Raw genomic sequence first — 24,086 nt, 5'->3', positions numbered from 1 at the left:
TTCCATGAGGTTTCACAGGTCGTGTCCCGCGAGTGGTCCCCTCGCGGTTCAGAGGAGGGTGCGCAGCACCGCCGCCGCGCCGTCCTCGTACACGCTGCCCGTGACCTCCCGGCTGATCTGCGCCACCTCGTCCGGGGCCTGGCCCATGGCCACGCCGCGGGCCGCCCACTGCAGCATCTCGATGTCGTTGCGGCCGTCCCCCATGGCCACGGTGTGGGCCGGGTCCACGCCCAGCTGCTGACGGATCTGCTCCAGTGCGCTGGCCTTGGAGACGCCGTTCGCGGCCACGTCCAGCCACGAGGACCAGCCCACGGAGTAGGCGACGCCGTGGAGCCCGGCCTGCTCGATGGCGTCCGCGAAGTCCCCGGGGGCGTCCGTGGCGCTGTAGACCACCAGGCGCACGGCCGGGATCTCGGCGAGCTCGTGGATGTCCACGCCCACGGCCTCGATCCCGAAGGACGCGTCCTGGAAGCGCTCCGTGGAGTAGAACCGGCCGTCCGCGCCCTCGAGCGCGAACTTGGCGGTGGGCAACTTGCTCGCCAGCGCCTTCAGGGCGTTGGCGGGGTCGAAGCTCACGCGGTCGGTGACCTCGTAGTGCTCCTCCAGCTGCGGGTCCAGGCGCAGGGTCACGCCCCCGTTGGAGCAGACCGCGAAGCCGGAGTCGATGTGCGCCTGCCGGATCACGGGCAGGGTGGCCCCCTTGGAGCGGCCCGTGGAGATCACCACGTGGTGCCCGGCGGCCACCACCGCGCGCAGGGCGTCCTTGACGCCGCGGGACATGTGGCCGTCGTGGTCCACCAGGGTGCCGTCCACGTCCAGTGCCACCAGGTAGGAGACCCCGGGCTCCAGGGCCCAGCCGCTCGAGCGCGGGGTCTGCACCTCCACGGGTGCGAACGCGCCGGCCGCACTCTGCGCACGCTCGTCGGCCGTGCGGGCGGCGGCCACGGGGTCGTCGGACGGGCAAGCCCCGGCCGCGTGGTGCTCTTTCGTGCGGTCCTCGGCCCCGCCGTGGGAGAGGTTCTTGTCGGTGTGCCGGTCGTCGGTGCCGGCCTGGATGTGAGTCATGACTGTCATGGTGTCACACGAGCACGCCCGCATGACCGGGCGCGGACCCGCCGGTGAAGCGCGGGTGACGGGCCCACCACATTCCCTCCGCACACGCGACGACGCCGCCCGCTCGCCGTGCGCGGGCACGGTGGGCGGGCGGCGTCGAGGGCCGGAGGGGCGGACCGGTCAGGCGACCGGGCGCAGGACCTCCTGGCCGCGCAGGTAGGGCCGCAGGATCTCGGGGACGGTCACGGAGCCGTCGGCCTGCTGGTGGGTCTCGAGCAGCGCCACGAGCCAGCGCGTGGTGGCGAGCGTGCCGTTGAGGGTGGCCACGGCGCGCGTGCCGCCCTTCTTGACCTTGCCGTTCGCGTCCGTGGTCTCGGGCAGCCGCTCGCGGATGTTGAGCCGGCGGGCCTGGTACGTGGTGCAGTTGGAGGTGGAGGTCAGCTCGCGGTACCTGCCCTGGGTGGGGATCCACGCCTCGCAGTCGAACTTGCGGGCCGCGGAGGTGCCCAGGTCCCCGGCGGCGGTGTCGATCACGCGGTACGCGAGGCCGCACGCCTGCAGCATCTGCTCCTCCCACGCGAGCAGCCGCTCGTGCTCTGCCGCGGCGTCCTCGGGGTGGCAGTAGACGAACATCTCCAGCTTGTTGAACTGGTGCACGCGGATGATCCCGCGGGTGTCCTTGCCCGCGGAGCCGGCCTCGCGGCGGTAGCACGAGGACCACCCGGCATAGCGCAGCGGGCCCCCGGAGAGGTCCAGGATCTCGTCCATGTGGTAGCCGGCCAGGGCCACCTCGGAGGTGCCCACCAGGTAGAGGTCGTCCTTGCCCACGCGGTAGATCTCGTCGTCGTGCTCCACGTCGAAGCCGGTGCCGTTCATCACGGCCGGGCGCACCAGGTTGGGCGTGGTCATGGGGATGAAGCCGTTGTCCAGGGCGAGGTCCTGGGCCGCCATCAGCAGCGCGGTCTCGAGCCGGGCGACGTCCCGCTTGAGGAAGTAGAACCGTGAGCCGGACACCTTGGCGCCGCGCTCCATGTCGATGCCGTCCAGCAGCTCGCCGAGCTCCAGGTGGTCCCGGGGCTCGAAGCCTTCGGCCGCGAAGTCCCGGGGGGTGCCCTCGGTGCGCAGCTGGACGAAGTCGTCCTCGCCACCCGCGGGGATGCCCTCCACGACGAGGTTGGGGAACTGCGCCACGAGCTGCTGCTGCACGGCCTGCGCCTCGTCCGCCGCCGCCTGCGCGGTCTTCACGTCTGCGGCGAGCTGCTTGACCTGGGCGAGCAGCTGCTGCTTCTCCTCGCCCTGGGCCTTGGCCACCCGCTTGCCGAACGCGTTCTGCTCCGCCCGCAGGGACTCGAAGTCCGTGATCGCACTGCGACGCCGCTCGTCCGCCTCCAGGACGCGGTCCACCAGACCGGCATCCGCCCCGCGGGCGGTCTGGGAGGCTCGGTAGGTTTCGGGGTCTGCGCGCAGCTCGTTGATGTCGATCACGGCACCAGGGTATCCAACGGATGCTCGGGGACGCGATGCAGCGTCCCGGGGCGGGCCGTGCGGCCCGCGCCCGTACACTTGGGGGACTCTCCAGCCGCCCTTCAACCGATCCAGGAAAGGGAGCCCGTGCGTCACACCTCATGGACGCCCCAGCGAGTGGCCGTCGTCGTCAACCCGACCAAGACCCTCGCGCACGTCGCGCAGGACGCGGTGATCATCGCGTGCCGCAAGGCCGGGTGGCCCGACCCCGTGATCCTCGAGACCGAGGCGGCCGATCCCGGTTTCTCCATGGCCCGCAGGGCGGTGGAGATGGGGGTGGACGTGGTGCTCGCCGCGGGCGGTGACGGGACCATCCGCGCCGTGGGCGAGTCCCTGTCCGGAACGGACATCCCCCTGGGCCTGGTGCCCCTGGGCACGGGCAACCTGCTGGCCCGCAACCTGCAGGCGGATCTCGCGGACCCTCACAACTCGGTGGACGTGGCGCTGTTCGGCTCGGAGAAGGCCATCGACACCATCTCCATGCACCTGGAGACCGAGGACGGGCGCACCGAGGACCACCGGTTCCTCGTGATGGGCGGCGCGGGCTTCGACGCCCAGATCATGGCGGACACCCGGGACGACCTCAAGGACATGGTGGGGTGGGCCGCCTATGCCGAGGCCGGGGCCAGGCACCTCTTCAACGGTCCGCGCTGGGCGCGGTTCAGCGTGGACGGCGGGCCGTGGGACGCCCGGCTGGTGCGCTCGGTGATGGTGTGCAACTGCGGTGAGCTCACCGCGGGGCTCGTGCTCGCCCCCAGGGCCAGGCTGGACGACGGCCTGCTGGACCTCGTGGTGATGACCCCGCGCACTGCCGTGGGCTGGCTGCGGATGGCGGCCATGCTGGTGTTCCGCCACCGCCACGAGCTGCCCGTCATCAACTACTTCAGCGGCCGCTCCGTGCGCGTGGAGTTCCACGAGCCCATCGAGTCCGAGGTGGACGGGGATCCCCTGGGCTCCGTCAAGGCCTTCGAGACCGTGGTGGACCACAAGTCCCTCAAGGTGCGCGTCCCGCCGTCCCACGCGGACTGACGCGGGCGGCGTCGTCCCCCGGCAGTGCGAGCGGCACGGCCGCGCACGGGCGCCGGGCCGCACGACGACGCCGCACCGCCCCACGCGAACGGCCCGTCGCCTCCCTGCGGGGAGACGGCGGGCCGTTCGTCACGCGGGTGCCGAGCACCCCGGCGCGGGAGGTGTCACACGAGACCGGCCACCGCGAAGACGACCGCGGCGAGAGCGAAGCCCACCACGCCGATGATCGTCTCGAGCACCGTCCAGGTCTTGAACGTGGTGCGCACATCCATCTCCAGGAAGCGGCCCACGAGCCAGAACCCGGAGTCGTTGACGTGGGAGAGCACCACGGAACCGGCGGCCACGGCCACGACCACGGCCGCGAGCTGGATCCCGTTGTAGCCCCCGGCCAGCACGGCGGGAGCGACGAGGCCGGCGGCCGTGGTCAGCGCCACCGTGGCGGAGCCCTGCGCCACGCGCATGACGGCGGCGATCAGGAAGCCCGCGAGGATCACGGGGATGCCGAGGTCCGAGAGGACGTCCTCCAGGGCGGCGCCGATGCCGGAGGTGCGCAGCACGCCGCCGAACATGCCGCCCGCACCGGTGATCAGGATGACCGAGCACACGGGGCCCAGGGCGGACTCGAAGGTCTTCTCGATGGCGCTGCCGCTCAGACCGCGCGCGCGGCCGATCGTGAGGGCCGCGATGATCAGCGTGACCGTCAGCGCGATCGGGGTCTCACCGAGTGCCCGCAGCAGCTGGAACCAGGTCTGGGACGCCGTGTCCTTGGACACCGCACCGGACTTCGCGAGGGTCCCCAGACCGGTGTTGAGGAAGATCAGCACCATGGGCAGCAGCAGCATGGCCACCACGGTGCCCACCTTCGGCGGGTTCGACACGTCCTCCGCGCGGCCCAGGATGCTGGGCACGGGGAGGTCGATGCGACGCCCGGCGATCTTGCCGAACAGGTAGGAGGAGATGTACCACGCGGGGATCGCGCAGATCAGGCCCACCAGGATGATGTAGCCCACGTTGGCCTCGAAGAACGTGGCCGCGGTGACCGGGCCCGGGTGGGGCGGGAGGAACACGTGCATCACGGAGAACGCACCCACGGCCGGCAGCGCATACGTGAGCACGCTGCCGCCCAGTCGGCGCGCGACCGAGAAGACCACGGGCAGCATGACCACCAGGCCGGCGTCGAAGAAGATGGGGAAGCCGAACAGCAGCGACGCCACGCCCAGCGCCAGGGGCGCCCGCTTCTCGCCGAACGCCTGGATCAGCCGGTCCGCGAGCACCTGGGCACCGCCGGAGGTCTCGAGCAGCCGCCCGAGCATGGCCCCCAGGCCCACGAGCAGGGCCACGCTGGCCAGTGTCTTCCCGAACCCGTCGAGCATCACGGGCACCACCTGGTCGGTGGGGATGCCCGTGGCGAAAGCGGTGAGGGCCGAGATGATGATGAGCGCCAGGAACGCGTGCACCCGGAACTTGATGATGAGCACCAGCAGCACCGCAATGGCCGCCGCTGCAATGAGCAGGAGGGGCCCCGCTGTGAGCGTCTGGCTCCAGCCCTCGATCTCCATGGACGTCACTGTCCTTTCAGGTTGTCGACCCACGAACGGGCCTGGATGAATGCGGCGTCGCTGTGCTGCGAGGCCACGGGTACCGCGCGCTCGTCGGCGCGGGGGTAGGAACCGAGGAACCGGGTGCGGGGACAGATCCGGCGCACGCCCATGAGGGCGTCCGCCACACGGTCGTCCTGGATGTGCCCGTCGATGTCCACGGAGAAGAAGTAGTCGCCCAGGTGGGTCTTGGTGGGGCGGGACTCGATCCGGGTGAGGTTGACCCCCCGGGTGGCGAACTGCTCGAGGATGTCCAGCAGCGCACCGGGGCGGTCCTCCCACAGGGGCACCACCAGGGAGGTCTTGTCCGCCCCCGTGGGTGCGGGCATGGGGGCGTCCGGGCGGGCCACGAGCACGAAGCGTGTGACGGCCTGCTTGTTGTCCCCGATGTCCTCGGCCAGCACGTGCAGCTCGGGGTGCTGCTCGACCACCACGGGCGAGCACACGGCGGCATCGTAGCCGAGGCCGTCGGTGCTCACTCCCCCGGCGCCGTCGAGCATGGCCACCGCGGAGGCCGCCGTGGAGGGGGCGGGCACGTAGGCCACCTCGGGAAGGTTCTCCGCAACCCAGCGGCGGATCTGCGCCCACGCGACCGTGTGGGTGGAGATGGTGCGGACCTCGGCGAGCTCGGTCCCGGCCGGGGCCACGAGCGTGAACCGGATGGGCACCACGATCTCGCGCAGGATCCGCAGCTCCGCCCCGAAGGAGACGTCGTCCAGGGTGGCGGTCACCCCGCCCTCCACCGAGTTCTCGATGGGCACCACCGCCGCGTCCACACGTTCCTCACGGACGGCCGCGAGCGCGGCGGGCACCGAGCTCATGGGGGTGCGCACGGCGGCGTCGGCCCCCGGGACCTGCATGAGCGCCGCCTCGGTGAACGTGCCCGCGGGCCCCAGAAAGGCGTACTGACGGGCGTGTGGCCCCGGATCCGCAGGACCCGAGGCCACGCCGGAGAGAGCTGCGTTCACAGAACGCGCGCCGCCTCGCCCGTCTCGGAGACCATCGGCTTATCGGCGTCCGCCCACGCACCCATGCCGCCCAGCACGTTCACGGGGTCGTAGCCGTACTGCGCGAGGTACGCCGTGGCGCGCAGCGAGCGACCCCCGGAGCGGCAGATCACGTAGACGTCCTGGTCCAGCGGCACCTCCTCGGTGCGCTCCGCGAGCTGGGAGAGCGGCAGGTGCTGGGCGCCGTCGATGTGCCCGGCATCCCACTCGTCCTGCTCGCGCACGTCCAGGACGGGGGCACCCTCGGGGATCTCGTCCACGGTGGCGGACGGCAGGTTGTTCACGTTGTCCACGGCGTTCTCCATCATCGCTCGCACGGATTCGTTCGGTGGTCCACCTTAGTGGCAGCGGCCACGTCCGCGGGCCGCCCCACGCCGTGGCACCGCGTGCCTGCCCCGTGCCGGAGCGTGCGACGACGACGCCGCTCAGCGCGCCTCGGTCCGCGGGGCCTCCTCCACGTCGTCCCCCTCGCCGGTGGTCGTGAGCTCGGGCAGGCCGTTCTTCGCCACGTGGCGCTTGGAGAACTCGTAGCCGATGTTGGTGGCCACGAGGATCAGCACGCCCGCCAGCAGGCTGTAGTACCAGTGCGGGTTGGAGAGGTCGAACATGATGTAGAGCGAGAGGACGCTCAGGAACACCAGGCACACCCAGTTGGTCACGGGCGCGCCGGGCATCTTGAAGTGCACGCCCGGAAGGAGTCCGCGGGAGACCTGGCGGCGGTAGCCCAGGTGGGACACGAAGATCGAGATCCACCCGAAGAGCACGAACACCGAGCAGGCGCTGAGCACCACCTCGAACGCGTCCGAGGCGCCCAGCACGTAGATCAGCGCGATGCCCAGCAGGTCGAAGCCGAAGATGCAGACCAGCGCGCCGGAGGGCACACCGCGCTCCGAGACCTTGGACATCACCTCGGGGGCCTGTCCGTGGGCGGCCAGGTTCCGCAGCAGGCGCACGCACGCGTACAGGGTGGCGTTCACGCCGGAGACTGCCGCGGTGAGCACCACGAAGTTCATGATGCCCGCGAGCGCCGGGATGTTCAGGGAGGACAGGGCGGTCACGAACGGGGACTGCTCCCCGGAGTACTGGTCCGTGGGCAGCAGCAGGGACAGCACCAGGATGGAGCCGATGTAGAAGATGGCAATGCGCAGCACCACGGAGTTGATGGCCTTGGGCATGGACTTCTCGGGATCCTTGGCCTCACCCGCGGAGACGCCCACGATCTCGATGGCGGAGAACGAGAACACCACGCCGGTCATCACGACCACGAGCACCAGCACCCCCTGGGGGGCGAAGCCCTGGTTCCACAGGTTGCTCACGGACGCGGCCGTGGGGGCGTGGAAGATGTCCCCGGCCACCACCAGGATGATGCCCGCGGCCAGGAACAGCAGGATGGCGAGCACCTTGATGGCCGCGGCCCACGTCTCGATGAAACCGTAGAGCTTCACGCTCAGCAGGTTGCAGCCCACGATCACCATGGCGGCCACGAGCGAGGGGATCCACCCCGGGATCTCCGGCCACCAGAACTGCACGTACACCGCGAGCGCCGCGATCTCGCCCACGCCCGCCACGGCGGAGAGCGCCACGTAGATCCACCCGGTCATGAACGCGAACCGGTCCCCCACGAACTCGCGTGCGTAGGACACCCACGCGCCCGTGGTGGGGCGGTGGATCACGAGTTCCCCGAGGGCCCGCATGAGCAGGTACACCACGGTGGAGACCACCAGGTAGGACACGATCAGGGCGGGACCGGCCGCGGCGAGACGTCCGCCGATGCCCAGGAACAGGCCCACGCCGATGGCACCGCCGATGCCGATCATCTGGATCTGGAAGTTGCCCAGGGACTTCTTGTACCCCTGGTCACCCCGTTCCTGGTAGACGGGCATGGGGCCGGTGGCCGGTGCCTGGGGATCGAAGGGCATGGGTTCTCCTGGGTGCGAGGGGCAGGACGACCGGGTGGGCTCGGCTCTGCGCGGCGCCGGCGGTGCGGTGCAGGTGGAGCGGTGCGGCGCAGGTCGAGCAGTGCCGAGCGCTGAGTGTTGAGTGCTGAGTGCTGAGTGCTGAGTGCTGAGTGCTGTCCACGAGGGTAGCGCCCCGCCCAGTGACCTGGAGAACATCGCGCACCGGTCCCGGTGCCGGTGCAGGCGGCTCCGGTCGGGCCGGCGACGGCGCGCGGACCGGACGGGTGGACGCGTTCACCCAGGCGGGCGCGGGAGTGCCGGTCACCAGGGCCTCCGCACGGCTGCGGTGCGGCACAGGCCTGCCGGACCGTTCAGCAGGGCACGTGACACGGCGCACCTCCGCGCGAGAGCATGGGGAACCGCCGCGCGTCCCCGGACCGGCCGGCGGCGGCACGTCGGGCAGACGTGCCTCCACGGTCCGCAGCCCGCGATCCCCGAGGACGGCGCCCCATGGCTCTCGACGTCATCTACCGCAACGGCAGCATCCACACGCAGGACCCGGACCGGCCGGTGGTGCACTCCCTGGGGGTCCACGGGGGCAGAGTCGTGAGCCTGGACGACGAGCTGCCCACGGAGGTGTTCGAGCGTTCGGTGGACCTGCACGGTGCCACCGTGGTGCCCGGTTTCCACGACGCCCACTGCCACCTCACCATGCTGGGCGAGACCCTGGTGCAGGCGGACCTGCGCCCCTCGACCGTCTCGACCATGGCCGAGCTGCTCGACGTCGTGGCCGCCGCCGCGCGCGGGGCCGCACCGGGCGCGTGGGTCCTGGGCCAGGGCTACGACCAGAACCACCTGGGCGGCGAGCACCCCACGGCCGAGGAACTGGACGCCGTGGCACCGCAGAATCCCGTGTGGCTGTGGCACAACTCCCGGCACATGGCGGTGGTCAACACCGCGGCGTTCGAGGCCGCCGGGTACCCGGGACGCACCGGGTTCACGGTCCCCGAGGGCGGCAGCGTGCCGCTCGACGCGAACGGCGCCGCCCGGGGACTGCTCGAGGAGACGGCGCGCGGCCTCGTCTCCGGAGCCATGCCGCCCAAGACCGCCGCGCAGGTGGCCGAGCAGATCGGGGCCGCGAGCGACGTCGCCCTGGCCGCCGGGATCACGTCCGTCACGGAACCGGGGCTGGGCGCCCCGGAGCACCTGGGGCAGTCCGTCACGGACGTCGCGGCGTACCAGCTCGCGCGCGAGCAGGGGCGACTGGGGGTGCGCGCCACCGTCATGCCGTACCTGACCACGCTGCACACCGTGGGCCCGCAGGACGGGCACGACGAGGCCACGGACCTGGCGGACCGGCCCTTCGGCCTGGACCTGGGTCTGCGCACGGGGCTGGGGGACGAGCGGCTGCGGATCGGGGCGGTCAAGGTGCTCTCCGACGGTTCGCTCATCGGCCGCTCGGCCTTCATGACGGAGGACTACGCGGCCGACGCCGCACGGGGAGTCGACAACGCGGGGTACCTGCAGTTCTCGCGGGACTGGCTCGCGCAGCACCTGGTCGCGGCGCACGCCAACGGCTGGCAGCTCGCGGTGCACGCCATCGGCGACGGCGCCGTGGACGTGGTCCTGGACGTGCTCGAGGAGGCGCAGCGGCGGTTCCCGCGCGAGGACTGCCGCCACCGCATCGAGCACTTCGGCGTGGCCAGTGTCGAGCAGGTGGCGCGCGCCGCCGCCCTCGGGGTGGTGCCCGTGCCGCAGGGGCGGTTCGTGAACGAGCTCGGGGACGGGATCGCCACGGCCATGGGCGAGCGGCGCACCCGGCTGTGCTACCGCATGAGGTCCCTGCTGGACGCCGGGATGCAGGTCCCCGCCTCCACCGATGCGCCCGTGGTGGACTACCCGCCGCTGGCCAACATCCACGACATGGTGAACCGGCGCACCGCCTCCGGGGCGCAGTTCGTGCCCGAGGAGTGCCTCACGGTGGCGCAGGCCGTGCACGCCTACACCGTGGGCAGCGCGTACGCCTCCCACCAGGAGCACGAGAAGGGGCGGCTGGTCCCGGGGATGCTCGCGGACTTCGCGGTGCTCTCCGCGGACATCTTCGCGGTGGACCCCACGACCATCAAGGACCTGGGCGTGACGGCCACGGTGGTGGGCGGTGAGGTGGTGCACGGGACGCTGTGAACCTTCCGGGCGGCGTCGGCCTCGTCGGGGGCGGGGACGGGAACTGCGGGCTCGAGGGGACGGGCTGCGCAGGGCCCGGCGGTAGGATCGCCGCACGAGCCACCGCAGGTGCTCCCGGTCACACCCACGACCGGCAGGGCACCCGCACCCGCACCCGAGTCAGGAGAACCCATGGCGCAGCAGTCCGCCGGCCACCTCATCGTCGAATCGCTCAAGGCCCACGGGGTGGAACGTGTGTTCAGCGTGCCCGGGGAGAGTTTCCTGGACGTGCTGGACGGGCTCTACGACTCCGGGGTGCAGAACGTGGTGTGCCGCCAGGAGGGCGGGGTCACCTACATGGCCGAGGCGCACGGCAAGCTCACCGGGCGGCCGGGCGTGGCCATGGTGACCCGCGGGCCGGGTGCGTCCAATGCCTTCGTGGGCATCCACCTGGCGTGGCAGGACTCCACTCCCCTGGTGCTGTTCGTGGGGCTCGTCCCGGTGGCCCACCGGGAGCGGGAGGCATTCCAGGAGTTCGACCCGCACCAGTGGTTCGGCTCCCAGGCCAAGCGCGTGCTGGTCCTGGACGACCCGGACAGGGCGTCCGAGTACGTGGCAGAGGCGTTCTTCGCGGCCTCGTCCGGGCGCCCCGGCCCCGTGGTGGTGGGCCTGCCCGAGGACGTCATCACCCGGCAGACCGACGCCCCCGTGGTCCAGCCCGTGCCCGTGACCGAGGGCGCGGTGGGGCGGGAGGACCTCGCGGACCTGCGCGCGGCCCTGGAAAGTGCGCAGCGCCCCGCGATCCTCGTGGGCGGGCCCCGCTGGACCCCGGAGGCCGCGCGGCAGGTCACGGAGTTCGCCGAGCGCCACGGCATCCCCGTGGTCTCGGACTGGCGCGCGGCGGACCGCGTGCCGGGCACGTCCCCCGTGAACGCGGGCGAGACCGGCTACGGCCGCAGCCGGGAGACGGTGGAGACGCTGGAGAACGCGGACGTGCTGCTCGTGGTGGGCGGCACCCTCTCGGACATCCCCACGGACGGCTTCACGGTGCGCCAGGACCCCGCCGCGGTGAACTGGATCGTGAACATCGACTCCTCGCTGCGCCAGCACTCCGGTGCGGTGACCCGGCAGATCCTCGCCTCTCCCGTGGCGTTCGGGCGCGCCCTGGCCGAGCTGGAGCTCGGCGAGCACCCGGACTGGTCCGCGTGGCTCGAGACCCCCGTGGCTGCCCGCCGCAGGCGTTTCGAGATCCCGGCCACCGCGGGGAACAACGCCGAGGGCACCGCGGACATGGAACTGGTGATGAAGGCGCTCATCCCCCACCTGCCCGAGGACGCCGCGGTGGTGTACGGCTCCGGGAACCACACCGCATGGGCCAACACGTACGTGCCCACGGGTGCGTTCCCGTCGCAGCTCTCGGTACGCAACGGCACCATGGGCTACTCCGTGCCCGGCGCGGTCTCCGTGTCCCTGGAGCAGCCGGAGCGGTTCGTGTTCGCCATCGCCGGGGACGGCGAGTTCCTCATGAACTCGCAGGAGCTGGCCACCGCCCGCCAGTTCGGCGCCCACCCGCTGATCATCGTGGTGGACAACGGCCAGTTCGGGACCATTCGCGCCCACCAGGAGAACCACTACCCCGGCCGCGTCTCCGGCACCCAGCTGCAGAACCCGGACTTCGCCACCGTGGCGCGCGGCTACGGGGCCTTCGGTGCGCGTCTGGAGCGCAACGAGGACATCGAGGGCGTCATTGCCGACGCCGTCCGCGCCGTCACCGAGGACCGGGTCCCGGCCGTGGTGCACGTGCTCGCGGACCCCGCGAAGCTGCTCCCCGGCATGTAGTCCGAGCCCCGCACGGCGGCGCCGCGGCGCCACGCCCCCGGGCCACGGGAGCCCGGGCGTTGTCCGCCCCGTGGCCAGGCGCGTGCGCTGCGGCACCCGCCGTTCGGCACCGTGGCGCGGTCCCCGCCGGGCGCCCGGGTGAGCGCGAGGTGCCCGACCCGGCGCGGCGGCGGCGTCGTAGGGTGGTGCCTGACGACCGGCGGCTGCCGGGCCGTCGCCGTGCCCGGCGCACCACGAGGAGTTCCCCGATGTACCGCTTGTTCCACAACGCCACGGTCCACGCCATGAACCCGGCCACGGGCTGGACGCCGCAGGGGCAGTGGCACTCCCACGACATGCCCCACCCCAACGCGATCCTCACCTCCGAGGACCGGATCGTGGCGGTGGGCGAGTACCGCGAGCTGCGGGACCTGGCCCCGCTGGGCACCGAGCGCACGGACCTGGGCGGGACGTATGTCCTGCCGGGCATGGGCGACGGCCACATCCACTCCGCCATGTACTCGCGCTCGCTCATCGAGCCGGACATGCGCCACTGCACCACCCTGGACGAGGCCCTGGCCGTGCTGCGGCCCTACGTGGAGCAGGCCCGGGTGGACCCCACCATCACGTGGATCTTCGGCGGGCAGTGGAACATCAACGCGTGGACCACGCCGCAGCGCCCGGACCGCCGGGTGCTGGACTCCGTGGCCCCGGACGTTCCCGTGGCGCTGAGCTCCCTGGACCTGCACACCCTCTGGTTGAACTCCCGGGCGCTGCAGGAACTGGGCCTGGACCGCACGGTGAAGGACCCGGACGGCGGGGAGTTCGAACGGGACGAGCACGGCGAGCTGACCGGCGTGCTCAAGGAGGCAGCGGCCATCCCCATCCGGGACGGGCTCATGCAGTCGGACGTCTCCGGAAGCATCGACTCCTATCTGCCCCTGGGCCAGCGGGAGCTGCTCAAGCGGGGCATCACGTCCCTCCACGACATCGACGGCGTGGACTGCCTGCACGCCTACCGGAAGCTGCACGAGCGCGGCGAGCTGGACCTGCGCGTGCACAAGATCCTGCGGCAGGAGCAGATCCAGGACTTCATCCAGCGCGGGATCCGCACCCACTCCGGGGACGAGTGGATCTCCATGGGTCCCCTCAAGCTCTTCGCGGACGGTGCCCTGGGCTCCCACACGTGCCACATGTCCGAGGCGTGGCCGGGCACCCACGACCACGGGATGGCCGTCATGGAGCCCGGGGAGATCGAGCACTGGATCCGCACGGCGGCCTCGGCCGGGATCGCGGCGGCGGTGCACGCCATCGGGGACCAGGCCGCCACGGAGGCCCTGGACGCCATGGCGGCGAGCCAGTCCGTGGCCCGCGCGTTCGGGCTGCGCCACCGGATCGAGCACGCGCAGTACATCAAGCGCAGCGACGTCCCCCGGCTGCGCGAGCTGGGGGTCACGGCCTCCATGCAGCCGTTGCACTGCACCACGGACATCCCGCTCAACGGCTTCCTGGCGGACCGCGACCTCGTGGCGTACGGGTGGAACACCCTGCGGCAGGCTGGCGTGGAGCTGGTCTTCGGCTCGGACGCCCCCGTGGAGGACCCCAACCCGTTCCACGGCATCCACGCCGCCATCACCCGCACCCGCGACGGCGCCCCCGAGGGCGGCTGGCAGCCCCACGAGGTGGTCACCCGCCCCGAGGCCGTCACCTACTACACCCACGCCGTGGCCCGCGCGTCCTACGAGGAGAACCTCAAGGGCTGCCTGGCCCCCGGCATGCTCGCGGACTTCGTGAGCGTGGACCGGGACATCTTCGCCGTGGACGCCGAGGCCGTGCGCGACACGGTGGTGGAGGCCACCGTGGTGGGCGCCCAGATCCGCTACCAGCGCGAGGACTGACCGGCCCCGGGGACTGCGCCCGGCGGCGTTGTCCCGGCAGTCGACGCCGCCCGCTCACCGCGCGCAGCGGCGTCGCCCACCGCACCGCCCGGCCCCCACGTGGCCGTCCCCACGCCGACACGACGCCGCCCCCGCGCCTGTGCAGGCGCGGGGGCGGCGGGTGCGGCGCGCGGGGCGCTACTTCTTCTTCGGCGTGTGGATCAGCTTCTTGTTGGCGAACTCCTCGATGCCGAACGGGCCGAGCTCGCGGCCCACGCCGGAGCGCTTGACGCCACCGAAGGGCATGTCCGGGGCGGTGCCGGTGACCTCGTTGACGAACACCATGCCGGAGTCCACGCGCTGGGCCACCTCCAGGGCTGCGGCCTCGTCCGCGCCGAACACGGAGCCGCCCAGGCCGAACGGCGAGGAGTTGGCGAGCTCCACGGCCTCGTCGGCGTCCTTGACCTTGTAGACCACGGCCACGGGGCCGAAGATCTCCTCGGTGTAGGCGCGCATCTCGGGCGTGACGTCCGCGAGCACGGTGGCCTCCATCCAGGCACCCGGCTTGTCCAGCTTCTTGCCGCCGGCGAGGACGGTGGCACCCTTGTCCACGGCGTCCTGGACCTGCTCCATGATCCCGTCACGGGCCGCCACCGTGCACAGTGGGCCCAGGAAGGTCTTCTGGTCGGTGGGGTCCCCCGGGGTGACGCCCTGAACGGCCTGCGCGAAGTTCTCCACGAAGGTGTCGTAGGCGTCCTCGAGCACGATGAAGCGCTTGGCGTTGGTGCACGCCTGGCCGTTGTTGAGCATGCGCCCGAACACGCCCTGCTTGACGGTGCGCTCCACGTTCTGGTCGTCCAGCACGATGAACGGATCGGAACCGCCGAGCTCCAACACCACCTTCTTGAGGTTCTTGCCCGCGGTGGCGGCCACGGCCGCGCCCGCGCGCTCGGAACCGGTGAGGGACACGCCCTGCACGGCGGGGTCCGGGATCACGATGTCCGCGATCTGCTCGTTGGACGCGAAGATGTTGAGGTAGACGTCCTCCGGGAATCCGGCCTCCCGGAACAGCTGCTCCTGGACCAGCGCGCACTGAGGGACGTTCGGGGCGTGCTTCAGCAGCACGGTGTTGCCGAGCATCACGTTGGGCGCGGCCAGGCGCGCCACCTGGTAGTAGGGGAAGTTCCACGGCATGATCCCGAGCACCACGCCCGTGGAGTCCAGCACCACGCGGGCCTCTCCCCCGGTGGACGGGGTGAGGGTGCGGCCCTTCATGAACTCCGCGGCGTTGTCCGCGTAGTAGTCGTAGATGTCCGCCACCAGCTGGACCTCGCCCACCGCCTGCGCGGCCGGCTTGCCCATCTCCTCGGTGATCAGGGCGGCCAGCGCGTCCTGACGCTCGCGGTACAGCTCCGCCATGCGGTGCATGAGCTTCGCGCGCTCGGCCACCGGCACGCAGCGCCAGGAACGGTACTCGGCGGCGGAGCGGGCCACGGCGTCCCGGATCTGCTCGTCCGTGGCGGTCTCGAAGGTCTTGACGGTCTCCCCGGTCGCGGGGTTGGTGGTTGCGTAAGCCATGGCCCCAGCGTAGGCGTCGTCACACCCGGGTGGCAGGGGTTTCACCCTGGGCGAGAGCACACGACGACGACGCCCGGTGCCCCCCGGCTGCCGAGCCGGCCGTCCGGCGTCGCACCCCGTAAGACGCCCCGTCGTGGCCGGCGTCACGAACCGGCACATTCGACGCGTCAGCGGGTTGCCCCAGGACAATGGAGGATTCCGGCCCGGCGCCCCTTGCGCCCGGGCATACGATGAACGCAGACAGCTCTGTCCCACGAACCCGAGACCGAAGCGCACCCGTGCGCGCCGAAAGGACACAGATGAGCATCCACGACAAGGTTTCCGCCGTTCTCGAGGCCACGCCCAAGGGCCTGCTGATCAACGGCGAGTGGCGGGACGCCTCGGACGGCGGCACGTTCGACGTCGAGAACCCCGCGACCGGCGATGTGCTGGCCACCCTGGCCTCGGCCACCGAGGAGGACTCGCGCGCCGCGATGGACGCCGCCGCGAACGCGCAGGAGTCCTGGGCCCGCACGAGCGCCCGCGAGCGCTCCGAGATCCTGCGCCGCGCGTTCGACCTGGTGCAGGAGCACGCCGAGGACCTCGCGCTGCTGATGACCCTGGAGATGGGCAAGCCGCTGAAGGAGGCCCGCGGCGAGGTGGTCTACGGCGGTGAGTTCCTGCGCTGGTTCTCGGAGGAGGCCGTCCGCCACTACGGCCGCTACGCGTCCACCCCCGAGGGCAACCTCAGGATGTTCGTCTCCCACAAGCCCGTGGGCCCGTGCCTGCTGATCACCCCGTGGAACTTCCCGCTGGCCATGGCCACCCGCAAGGTGGCTCCCGCCGTGGCCGCCGGCTGCACCATGATCCTCAAGCCCGCGCGCCTCACCCCACTGACCTCGCAGTTCTTCGCGAAGCTCATGATCGAGGCGGGCATCCCCGCGGGTGTGCTGAACGTGGTCTCCTCCAAGTCCGCGGCCAATGTCTCGGACCCCATCATGGCGGATCCGCGCCTGCGCAAGGTGTCCTTCACCGGCTCCACGCCGGTGGGCAAGCAGCTCATGAAGACCGCCACGGACCACGTGCTGCGCACCTCCATGGAGCTGGGCGGCAACGGCCCGTTCATCGTCTTCGAGGACGCGGACCTGGACAAGGCCGTGGAGGGCGCCATGGCGGCGAAGATGCGCAACATGGGCGAGGCGTGCACCGCGGCCAACCGCTTCCTGGTGCACGAGTCCGTGGCCGAGGAGTTCTCGCAGAAGTTCGCGGCGAAGCTCGCCGCCCTCAAGCCCGGCAACGGTCTGGAGGAGGACTCCGCCGTGGGTCCCATGGTGGAGAAGAAGGCCCTGGACTCCGTCAACGAGTTCGTGCAGGACGCGCTGAGCAAGGGCGCGAGCGCCGTCGTGGGCGGCAAGCCCGTGGACGGGCCCGGCTACTTCTTCGAGCCCACCCTGCTCACCGGCGTGACCGAGGAGTGCCGCGTGTTCCAGGAGGAGATCTTCGGGCCCGTGGCGCCCGTGATCACCTTCACGGACGAGGACGACGCCGTGCGCCTGGCCAACACCACCGAGTACGGCCTGGCCTCCTACGTGTTCACCGAGGACATCTCCCGCGCGCTGCGCATCGGGGAACGCATCGAGTACGGCCTGCTGGGCCTGAACGTGGGCGTCATCTCCAACGCGGCCGCTCCGTTCGGCGGCGTCAAGGAGTCCGGCGTGGGCCGCGAGGGCGGTGCCGAGGGCATTGCCGAGTACACCACCGTCCAGTACATGGGCATGCCCTCCCCCTGGGCCTGATCCCGCCCCGCACCTCCCGCCCGGGGTGTCGCCGCACCCCGGGCACAGCACGAAAGGAAGTCCTGAGATGGCAGAGATCGAATACCGGCTCCCGCAGAAGCGCGAGCTCGTGACCAGCATTCCCGGCCCCAGGTCCCAGGCGCTCGCCGAGCGCCGCGCGCAGACCGTTGCGGCCGGCGTCGCCTCCTCCCTGCCCGTCTTCGCGGACGAGCTGGACGGCGGCGTGATCAAGGACGTGGACGGCAACCAGATGGTGGACCTCGGCTCCGGCATCGCCGTGACCTCCGTGGGCGCCTCCGCCCCCAAGGTGGTGCAGCGCGTCCAGGACGCGGTGGCCAAGTTCACGCACACGTGCTTCATGGTCACCCCGTACGAGGACTACGTGGCCGTGGGCGAGACGATGGCCCAGCTGACCCCGGGGTCGTTCGACAAGCGCACGGCACTGTTCACCTCCGGCTCCGAGGCCGTGGAGAACGCCGTGAAGATCGCGCGCGTGCACACCAAGCGGCAGGCCGTGGTCGTCTTCGACCACGCCTACCACGGGCGCACCAACCTCACCATGGCCATGACCGCCAAGGTGATGCCGTACAAGCAGGGCTTCGGGCCGTTCGCGAACGAGGTCTACCGCGTGCCCATGTCCTACCCGTTCCGCGATCCCGAGGGCATGACGGGCGCCGAGGCCGCGCAGCGCGCCCTGACGCTCGTGGAGAAGCAGGTGGGCGCGGAGAACGTGGCCGCCGTGGTTATCGAGCCCATCCAGGGCGAGGGCGGCTTCATCGTCCCCGCAGAGGGCTTCCTGCCCGCGCTGTCCGCATGGTGCAAGGACAACGGCGCCGTGTTCGTGGCGGACGAGGTGCAGGCGGGCATCGCGCGCACCGGCGCGTGGTTCGCGTCCGAGCACGAGGGTGTGGAGCCGGACCTGGTGACCTTCGCCAAGGGCATCGCGGGCGGCATGCCGCTGTCCGGTGTGGTGGGCCGCGCCGAGATCATGGACGCCGTGCACCCCGGTGGCCTGGGCGGCACCTACGGCGGCAACCCCGTGGCGTGCGCCGCCGCGCTGGGCGCGCTGGAGACCATCGAGGAGTGGGGTCTCGTGGAGCGCGCGCGCGAGATCGAGAAGGTCATCCGAGAGGAGCTGGGCTCCGTCGCGGAGTCCTCCCCCGTGGTGGGCGACCTGCGCGGACGCGGCGCCATGATCGCACTGGAGTTCGTGAAGCCCGGCACGCACGAACCCCACCCGGACGCCGCCAAGCAGATCGCGGCCCGCTGCCTCGAGCAGGGGGTGGCGATCCTCACGTGCGGCACCTTCGGCAACATCGTGCGTCTGCTCCCGCCGCTGGTGATCGACATGGACCTGCTGCGCGACGCCCTCGGCGTGTTCGCCGCGGCCATCCAGGAGGTCGAGGCCTGAGCCTTCCTTCCTGCACACGCCGAGCGGGCGGTCACCGGGTTTCCGGTGGCCGCCCGCTCGCTCTCGCCGTGTCTCCCCACGTCATCGGCGCTCCTGGGCCGGGGACGACGACGCCGCACGGCCCCGTCCTGTGGTAGAACTCACCTATTCCTCCGCGTTTCCCGACCCCTCCGGCACCTCCCCGAGCTGCGCCGGGCGAAAGGACAGGCCATGAGCAACAGCAGCCCCTCACGCGGCGCGGCGGTTCCCGCCGGGTCCTCCCCGGCTCCCGCCGGAGCAGGACAGGACGCGCCGGACGTCACGCACAAGGCCCTGCGCTCCCGCCACGTCACCATGATCACGCTGGGCGGGATCATCGGCGCGAGCCTGTTCGTGGGGTCCGGCAACGTGATCCGTATGGTGGGCCCCGCGGCCGTCCTGTCCTACCTGCTGGGCGGGCTGCTGGTGTTCCTGGCCATGCGGATGCTCGGCGAGATGGCCGCCGCCCGGCCCGCCGTGGGCTCCTTCATGGAGTACGCACGCGTGGGTCTGGGCGAGTGGGCCGGGTACTTCGTGGGGTGGCTCTACTGGTACTTCTGGGTGGGCGTGATCGCGTTCGAGGCCACGGTGGGCGGGTCCATCCTCAACGGGTGGTTCCCGGGCGTGCCGGTGTGGCTCGGTTCCGTGATCCTGCTGCTGGTCTTCACGGTCACGAACCTGATCTCCGTGCGCTCGTTCGGCGAGGTGGAGTTCTGGCTCGCGAGCGTCAAGGTCACCGTGATCGTGGTGTTCCTGGGGCTCGGGACGCTCTTCGCCATGGGGCTGTGGCCGAACGCCTCGTTCTCGGTGCCCAACCTCTGGGAGCACGGCGGATTCGCTCCCCAGGGCGGCTGGGCCGTGATCTCGGGCGTGGCCGTGGTGATCTTCTCCTACTTCGGCACGGAGATCGCCGTGATGGCGGCCGCGGAGTCCGAGGACCCCGCCAAGGGTGTCCGGCAGGCCACCGTCACGGTGGTGTGGCGCATCCTGCTGTTCTTCGTGGGCTCCGTCCTGCTGATCGTGACCATCGTGCCGTGGAACGAGCTGCCGGATCCGGACGAGCAGGCCCCGTTCGCCCACGTCTTCAGCCTGTTCGGACTGCCCGGCGCCGGGCTCATCATGGATGTGGTGATCTTCACCGCCGTGTGCTCGGTGCTGAACTCCGGCCTGTATTCCGCCGCCCGCATGTTCTCCGCTCTGGCCGGTGAGGGGCTTGCCCCGCGCATCATGGCCCGGAAGTCGACGAACGGTGTTCCCGTGGTCGCGGTCATCGCCTCCACGCTGGGCGGTTACGCCGCGGTGATCGTGAACTTCGTGGCCCCGGAGTCCGGGATCTTCGACTTCATCATGAACTCCGCGGGACTCGTGGCCCTGTTCGTCTACGTGTTCGTGGCCATCACGCAGATGAAGCTGCGCTCCCGCATGAGCCCGGCGGAGCGCGAGAACCTGTCCCTGAAGATGTGGCTGCACCCGTGGCTCGGGGTCTTCGTGATCGTGTGCGTGGTGGCCATCGTGGGCGTCATGCTCGTCTCCGGTGACGCCAGCCGCACCCAGGTGTGGACGAGCCTCGTGGCCGTCGCCGTCCTCGCCGTCTTCTGGCCGCTCGTGCGCCGCAACCTGCGACGCCGCGGGGCCGCTGCGGCTGCCAACGACGCGTCCGCGCCCACCTCCTGAACCGCCCCCTCCCCCGCTCGCCACACGACCGGTCCGCTGTCCCGGCGTGTGCCTGCCGTCGGCGCGTTCCGCCCGCCCCAGGGCAGACCCGCACGGAGGGTCGGCGCCGGGCCACCACCAACCCATCCGAGAGGAACCCGTGGCGCACTTCCCCGCCCTGACCGAGACCGTGGCCGCCCTACACAGTGGCGAGACCACGAGCGAGACGCTGACGCGCAGGGCACTGGAGCGCATCGACGCCCTGAACCCCCACCTCGGGGCGTTCGTGCACGTGGACCGTGAGGGCGCCCTCACCGCGGCCCGCGCGGCCGATGCCCGGCGGGCTCACGGCAGCACCTGCGGCACCCCCGCACCCTCGGGCGATCTCCCCGCCCTGCTCGGGGTGCCCACCGCGCTGAAGGACGGGCACGACGTCGCCGGGATGCCCACGAGCTGGGGATCGCTCACGTCCCGCGGCCAGGCCGGGAACACCCCGCCCGCGACCTCCGCCGACGAGCTCGCGGCCACGCTCCAGGACAGTGGGGCCGTCATCCTGGGCAAGACCCAGGTTCCAGAGTTCCTGCTGAACTGCTATTCCGAGAACCGCATGTTCCCCCCGGCGCGCAACCCGTTCGCGCTGGACTGCTCGCCGGGCGGGTCCTCGGGAGGGCAGGCCGCCGCGGTGGCGGCAGGGATTCTCCCCGCGGCCATCGGCTCCGACGGTGGCGGGTCCGTGCGGATTCCGGCCGCGGCGTGCGGACTGATCGGGCTCAAGCCCGGCCGGGGGCGGGTGCCCAGCAGTGACGCCCTGTCGAACATCGGGCAGCTGGGCGTGAACGGGCCCCTGGCCCGCACCGCGGAGGACGCCGCCCTGCTGATGGACGTGCTGTGCCACACCCCCGGGCACGAGGAGATCCACCGCCCGGTCACCGCGGTGCCGGAACCGTCGTTCCGGGACGCGGTGCGCCGCACCCTGGACGGCGCCCCGCCGTGGGGACGCCGGCCGCTGCGGATCGGTGTCAGCACGGCTTCGCCCTTCGACGCGACGTACGAGATCACGGTGTCCCCCGAGGCCCGCACGGCCCTGGAGGCGGGCGTGCGGCGGCTGAGCGCGCTCGGTCACGCGGTCGGGGACGCACAGATCCACTACGACCCCGCCTACCCCGAGGCGTTCTCCCAGCTGTGGACCACTGCCACGGGGCAGCTCCCGCTGGACGGCACGGAAGAGCTGCTGACCGGACTGGCCCGCACGTTCCGCGAGCGCGCCCTGGCCCGCAGCGCGGTGGAGCTCGCGGACGCCTTTGGTGTGCTGCGCCGGATCGAGGCGGACCTGATCCGCCAGTTCTCACGGTTCGACATGGTCCTGACCCCGGCCCTGGCCATGCCGCCGCGACCCGTGGGCTGGTTCCACGAGGGCTACGACCTCGCGGACCCCGCCGGCGCGGACCAGGACTACATGCGCCAGTGCCAGTACACGCCCTGGACCTCGGTGGTGAACGTGGTCGGGCTGCCCGCCATCACCGTTCCCACCACGTGGTCCGTGCCCGCCGCGGGCGACTACCCGGGGCCGGTCCCCATGGGTGTGCAGCTCGTGGGGCGGCCGTCCGCGGAGGCCTGGCTGCTCGCACTGGCCGCCCAGCTGGACCCGCCCACGACGCCGCAGGCCCGCCTCGTGGCATGACGCCGCCCTTCGAGGCAGGCCGATGACGCTGCCCTCAGGCGGAAGCCGACGGCGAGGCAGTGCATCCGCCCCGTCTGCGCGCCCGCTCCTGGCCGTGGGTGACGGACGCGCCCGGGAGCCGTGCGGCGTCGTCGTCCCCTGCGGTGGCGTGCGGGCGCAACCCTGCGTTCCCGGCCTGACGGGGCGCGGAATCGGGACTAGGTTGGGGGCATGACCAACCGTGCGGGCACCGTTGCCCAACCCAGTGACCTCGTGGACATCAACCAGCTCCTGGCGGCCTACACCGAGCGTGTGCCGGACGCGGGCGACCCGGACCAGCGCGTGGTGTTCGGCACCTCCGGGCACCGCGGCTCCTCGCTCAAGACGTCCTTCAACGAGCACCACATCGCGGCCATCACGCAGGCGATCGTGGAGTACCGCGCCGGGCAGGGCATCACCGGCCCGCTGTTCATGGGCCGGGACACCCACGCGCTGTCCGGGCCCGCGCAGGACACGGCGCTGCAGGTGCTCGCGGCCCACGGCGTGCGCACGCTGCTGGACTCGCGGGACGGCTACACGCCCACCCCGGCGCTGTCCCACGCGATCCTCACCTACAACGCGTCCGAGCCCGTGGAGCAGGCGGACGGGATCGTGATCACCCCGTCCCACAACCCGCCCGCGGACGGCGGCTTCAAGTACAACCCCCCGCACGGCGGTCCCGCGGACACGGACGCCACGGAGTGGATCGCGAACCGTGCGAACGAGCTCATCGCCGCCGGCCTGGACGGCGTGCGGCGCGTCGGACTGGACGAGGCGAAGGCCGCGGAGACCACGGGCACGTTCGACTTCCTGGACAGCTACGTCTCCGCGCTGCCCGAGATCATCGACCTGGAGGCGATCAGGGCCGCCGGGGTGCACATCGGGGCGGACCCCATGGGCTCCGCCTCCGTGGCGTACTGGGAGGAGATCGGCCGGCGCTTCGGGCTGAACCTGGAGGTGGTGAACTCCACGGTGGACCCGCAGTGGGCGTTCATGACCCTGGACTGGGACGAGAAGATCCGCATGGACTGCTCCTCCCCGTCCGCCATGGCCTCGCTCATCGGCAACCGGTCGAAGTACGACGTGGCCACCGGCAACGACGCCGACAGCGACCGCCACGGCATCGTCACCCCGGACGCCGGGCTGATGAACCCCAACCACTACCTCGCGGTGGCCATCGACTACCTCTACCGCACGCGCGAGGGCTGGCGCGCGGACGCGGGCGTGGGCAAGACCCTCGTCTCGTCCTCGATCATCGACCGCGTGGCGGAATCCCTCGGACGCCGCCTGGACGAGGTCCCCGTGGGCTTCAAGTGGTTCGTGCCGGGTCTGCTGGACGGCTCCATCGGCTTCGGCGGGGAGGAGTCCGCGGGCGCATCGTTCCTGCGCCGTGACGGCTCCGTGTGGACCACGGACAAGGACGGCATCATCCTGGCGCTGCTGGCCGCGGAGATCACCGCCACCACGGGCAGGACCCCGTCCCAGCGCTACCGCGAGCTCACCGAGCAGTTCGGGGACCCCGTGTACGAGCGCATCGACGCCCCCGCCAACCGCGAGCAGAAGGCCGCCCTGAAGAAGCTCTCCGCGGACCAGGTCGCCGCAGACACCCTGGCCGGTGAGCCCATCACCGCCAAGCTCACCGAGGCCCCCGGCAACGGGGCCCCCGTGGGGGGTCTCAAGGTGACCACCGAGAACGCGTGGTTCGCCGCCCGCCCCTCCGGCACCGAGGACGTCTACAAGATCTACGCCGAGTCCTTCAAGGGCGAGGAGCACCTGAAGCAGGTCCAGCAGGAGGCCAAGGCGCTCGTGGACTCGGTCATCGGCTGAGCTCACACGTCCCGGATGCACTCCTCGGCGGCGCGGTGCGCAGGGGGCGCCGGGCGGCGCGGGTTCGTTCCTGTTCTTCCGCGAGGCCACCACCTGCGCGGGCACCGGTCACACGCCCCGCCCCGCCGCACCGGGAGCCACCCGTCCGGCAGGCGACC

16 protein-coding genes are annotated in these 24,086 nt (G+C 71.6%); 9 read left to right on the top strand and 7 right to left on the bottom strand.

The features are described 5' to 3' along the window. Positions 1-48: 48 nt before the first annotated feature. Positions 49-1,065 carry an HAD family hydrolase gene (locus EAE32_RS10690; protein ID WP_341537807.1) on the bottom strand — a complete coding sequence of 339 codons (1,017 nt, stop codon included), beginning with the start codon at positions 1,063-1,065 and terminating at the stop codon, positions 49-51. A gap of 168 nt (positions 1,066-1,233) precedes the next feature. Next, a complete protein-coding gene (gene serS, locus EAE32_RS10685) occupies positions 1,234-2,538 on the bottom strand; it encodes a serine--tRNA ligase (RefSeq protein WP_121845276.1) in 1,305 nt (434 codons plus the stop codon). Between the two features lie 126 nt (positions 2,539-2,664). On the opposite strand from serS, the gene EAE32_RS10680 reads away from it, so the two are divergent. After that, a complete protein-coding gene (locus EAE32_RS10680) occupies positions 2,665-3,606 on the top strand; it encodes a diacylglycerol/lipid kinase family protein (RefSeq protein WP_121845277.1) in 942 nt (313 codons plus the stop codon). A 164-nt stretch (positions 3,607-3,770) separates the two neighbouring features. Here EAE32_RS10680 and EAE32_RS10675 read toward each other — a convergent pair whose 3' ends face one another. The 4 genes from EAE32_RS10675 to EAE32_RS10660 all read right to left on the bottom strand — a co-directional run bounded on the left by EAE32_RS10675 (position 3,771) and on the right by EAE32_RS10660 (position 8,130). After that, positions 3,771-5,165 carry a GntP family permease gene (locus EAE32_RS10675; RefSeq protein ID WP_121845290.1) on the bottom strand — a complete coding sequence of 465 codons (1,395 nt, stop codon included), beginning with the start codon at positions 5,163-5,165 and terminating at the stop codon, positions 3,771-3,773. A 5-nt stretch (positions 5,166-5,170) separates the two neighbouring features. Next, on the bottom strand, positions 5,171-6,172 hold the full coding sequence (gene pheA / locus EAE32_RS10670) for a prephenate dehydratase (RefSeq protein WP_121845278.1): 1,002 nt from the start codon (positions 6,170-6,172) through the stop codon (positions 5,171-5,173). After that, positions 6,169-6,504 carry a rhodanese-like domain-containing protein gene (locus EAE32_RS10665; RefSeq protein WP_121865210.1) on the bottom strand — a complete coding sequence of 112 codons (336 nt, stop codon included), beginning with the start codon at positions 6,502-6,504 and terminating at the stop codon, positions 6,169-6,171. Before EAE32_RS10665 ends, pheA begins: the two co-directional genes overlap by 4 nt. Before the next feature lie 132 nt (positions 6,505-6,636). Further along, positions 6,637-8,130: an amino acid permease gene (locus EAE32_RS10660; protein WP_121865148.1), complete on the bottom strand. Its 1,494-nt coding sequence runs from the start codon at positions 8,128-8,130 to the stop codon at positions 6,637-6,639. Between the two features lie 489 nt (positions 8,131-8,619). On the opposite strand from EAE32_RS10660, the gene EAE32_RS10655 reads away from it, so the two are divergent. The 3 genes from EAE32_RS10655 to EAE32_RS10645 all read left to right on the top strand — a co-directional run bounded on the left by EAE32_RS10655 (position 8,620) and on the right by EAE32_RS10645 (position 13,988). Further along, positions 8,620-10,293: an amidohydrolase gene (locus tag EAE32_RS10655; protein ID WP_121865147.1), complete on the top strand. Its 1,674-nt coding sequence runs from the start codon at positions 8,620-8,622 to the stop codon at positions 10,291-10,293. A 171-nt stretch (positions 10,294-10,464) separates the two neighbouring features. After that, positions 10,465-12,111 carry a thiamine pyrophosphate-dependent enzyme gene (locus tag EAE32_RS10650; RefSeq protein ID WP_121845281.1) on the top strand — a complete coding sequence of 549 codons (1,647 nt, stop codon included), beginning with the start codon at positions 10,465-10,467 and terminating at the stop codon, positions 12,109-12,111. Positions 12,112-12,359: 248 nt separating this feature from the next. Continuing rightward, positions 12,360-13,988: an amidohydrolase gene (locus EAE32_RS10645; protein ID WP_121845282.1), complete on the top strand. Its 1,629-nt coding sequence runs from the start codon at positions 12,360-12,362 to the stop codon at positions 13,986-13,988. 177 nt (positions 13,989-14,165) lie between these two features. Here the strand turns inward: EAE32_RS10645 and EAE32_RS10640 are convergent, their stop codons facing one another. Then, a complete protein-coding gene (locus EAE32_RS10640) occupies positions 14,166-15,545 on the bottom strand; it encodes an NAD-dependent succinate-semialdehyde dehydrogenase (RefSeq protein ID WP_121865146.1) in 1,380 nt (459 codons plus the stop codon). 299 nt (positions 15,546-15,844) lie between these two features. Here EAE32_RS10640 and EAE32_RS10635 point away from each other — a divergent pair, with 299 nt between their 5' ends. From EAE32_RS10635 to pgm, 5 genes are all read left to right on the top strand, one after another. Beyond that, a complete protein-coding gene (locus EAE32_RS10635; protein ID WP_121865145.1) occupies positions 15,845-17,320 on the top strand; it encodes an NAD-dependent succinate-semialdehyde dehydrogenase in 1,476 nt (491 codons plus the stop codon). A 67-nt stretch (positions 17,321-17,387) separates the two neighbouring features. Beyond that, positions 17,388-18,731 (top strand): 4-aminobutyrate--2-oxoglutarate transaminase, encoded by a 1,344-nt coding sequence (gabT, locus tag EAE32_RS10630; RefSeq protein WP_121865144.1) that lies wholly within the window; start codon positions 17,388-17,390, stop codon positions 18,729-18,731. 210 nt (positions 18,732-18,941) lie between these two features. Continuing rightward, complete coding sequence (locus tag EAE32_RS10625) at positions 18,942-20,423, top strand: amino acid permease (RefSeq protein WP_121865143.1); 1,482 nt, start codon at positions 18,942-18,944, stop codon at positions 20,421-20,423. A gap of 139 nt (positions 20,424-20,562) precedes the next feature. Next, complete coding sequence (locus EAE32_RS10620) at positions 20,563-22,083, top strand: amidase (protein ID WP_121865142.1); 1,521 nt, start codon at positions 20,563-20,565, stop codon at positions 22,081-22,083. Positions 22,084-22,293: 210 nt separating this feature from the next. Further along, a complete protein-coding gene (pgm, locus tag EAE32_RS10615; protein WP_121865141.1) occupies positions 22,294-23,928 on the top strand; it encodes a phosphoglucomutase (alpha-D-glucose-1,6-bisphosphate-dependent) in 1,635 nt (544 codons plus the stop codon). Positions 23,929-24,086: the final 158 nt, after the last annotated feature.

The sequence above is a fragment of the Kocuria tytonicola genome (genome assembly GCF_003687175.1).
In the GTDB taxonomy this organism is placed as follows: Bacteria; Actinomycetota; Actinomycetes; order Actinomycetales; family Micrococcaceae; genus Kocuria; species Kocuria tytonicola.
This window is presented reverse-complemented; position numbering and strand designations above follow the sequence as displayed.

Excerpts from the sequence above, each read along its gene's own strand:
- EAE32_RS10650 (WP_121845281.1), top strand. The coding sequence starts at position 10,465 with ATGGCGCAGCAGTCCGCCGGCCACCTCATCGTCGAATCGCTCAAGGCC.
- pgm (WP_121865141.1), top strand. The coding sequence starts at position 22,294 with ATGACCAACCGTGCGGGCACCGTTGCCCAACCCAGTGACCTCGTGGAC.
- gabT (WP_121865144.1), top strand. The coding sequence starts at position 17,388 with ATGGCAGAGATCGAATACCGGCTCCCGCAGAAGCGCGAGCTCGTGACC.
- EAE32_RS10655 (WP_121865147.1), top strand. The coding sequence starts at position 8,620 with ATGGCTCTCGACGTCATCTACCGCAACGGCAGCATCCACACGCAGGAC.
- EAE32_RS10625 (WP_121865143.1), top strand. The coding sequence starts at position 18,942 with ATGAGCAACAGCAGCCCCTCACGCGGCGCGGCGGTTCCCGCCGGGTCC.
- EAE32_RS10640 (WP_121865146.1), bottom strand. The coding sequence starts at position 15,545 with ATGGCTTACGCAACCACCAACCCCGCGACCGGGGAGACCGTCAAGACC.
- EAE32_RS10645 (WP_121845282.1), top strand. The coding sequence starts at position 12,360 with ATGTACCGCTTGTTCCACAACGCCACGGTCCACGCCATGAACCCGGCC.
- EAE32_RS10635 (WP_121865145.1), top strand. The coding sequence starts at position 15,845 with ATGAGCATCCACGACAAGGTTTCCGCCGTTCTCGAGGCCACGCCCAAG.
- EAE32_RS10675 (WP_121845290.1), bottom strand. The coding sequence starts at position 5,165 with ATGGAGATCGAGGGCTGGAGCCAGACGCTCACAGCGGGGCCCCTCCTG.
- EAE32_RS10660 (WP_121865148.1), bottom strand. The coding sequence starts at position 8,130 with ATGCCCTTCGATCCCCAGGCACCGGCCACCGGCCCCATGCCCGTCTAC.
- EAE32_RS10690 (WP_341537807.1), bottom strand. The coding sequence starts at position 1,065 with ATGACTCACATCCAGGCCGGCACCGACGACCGGCACACCGACAAGAAC.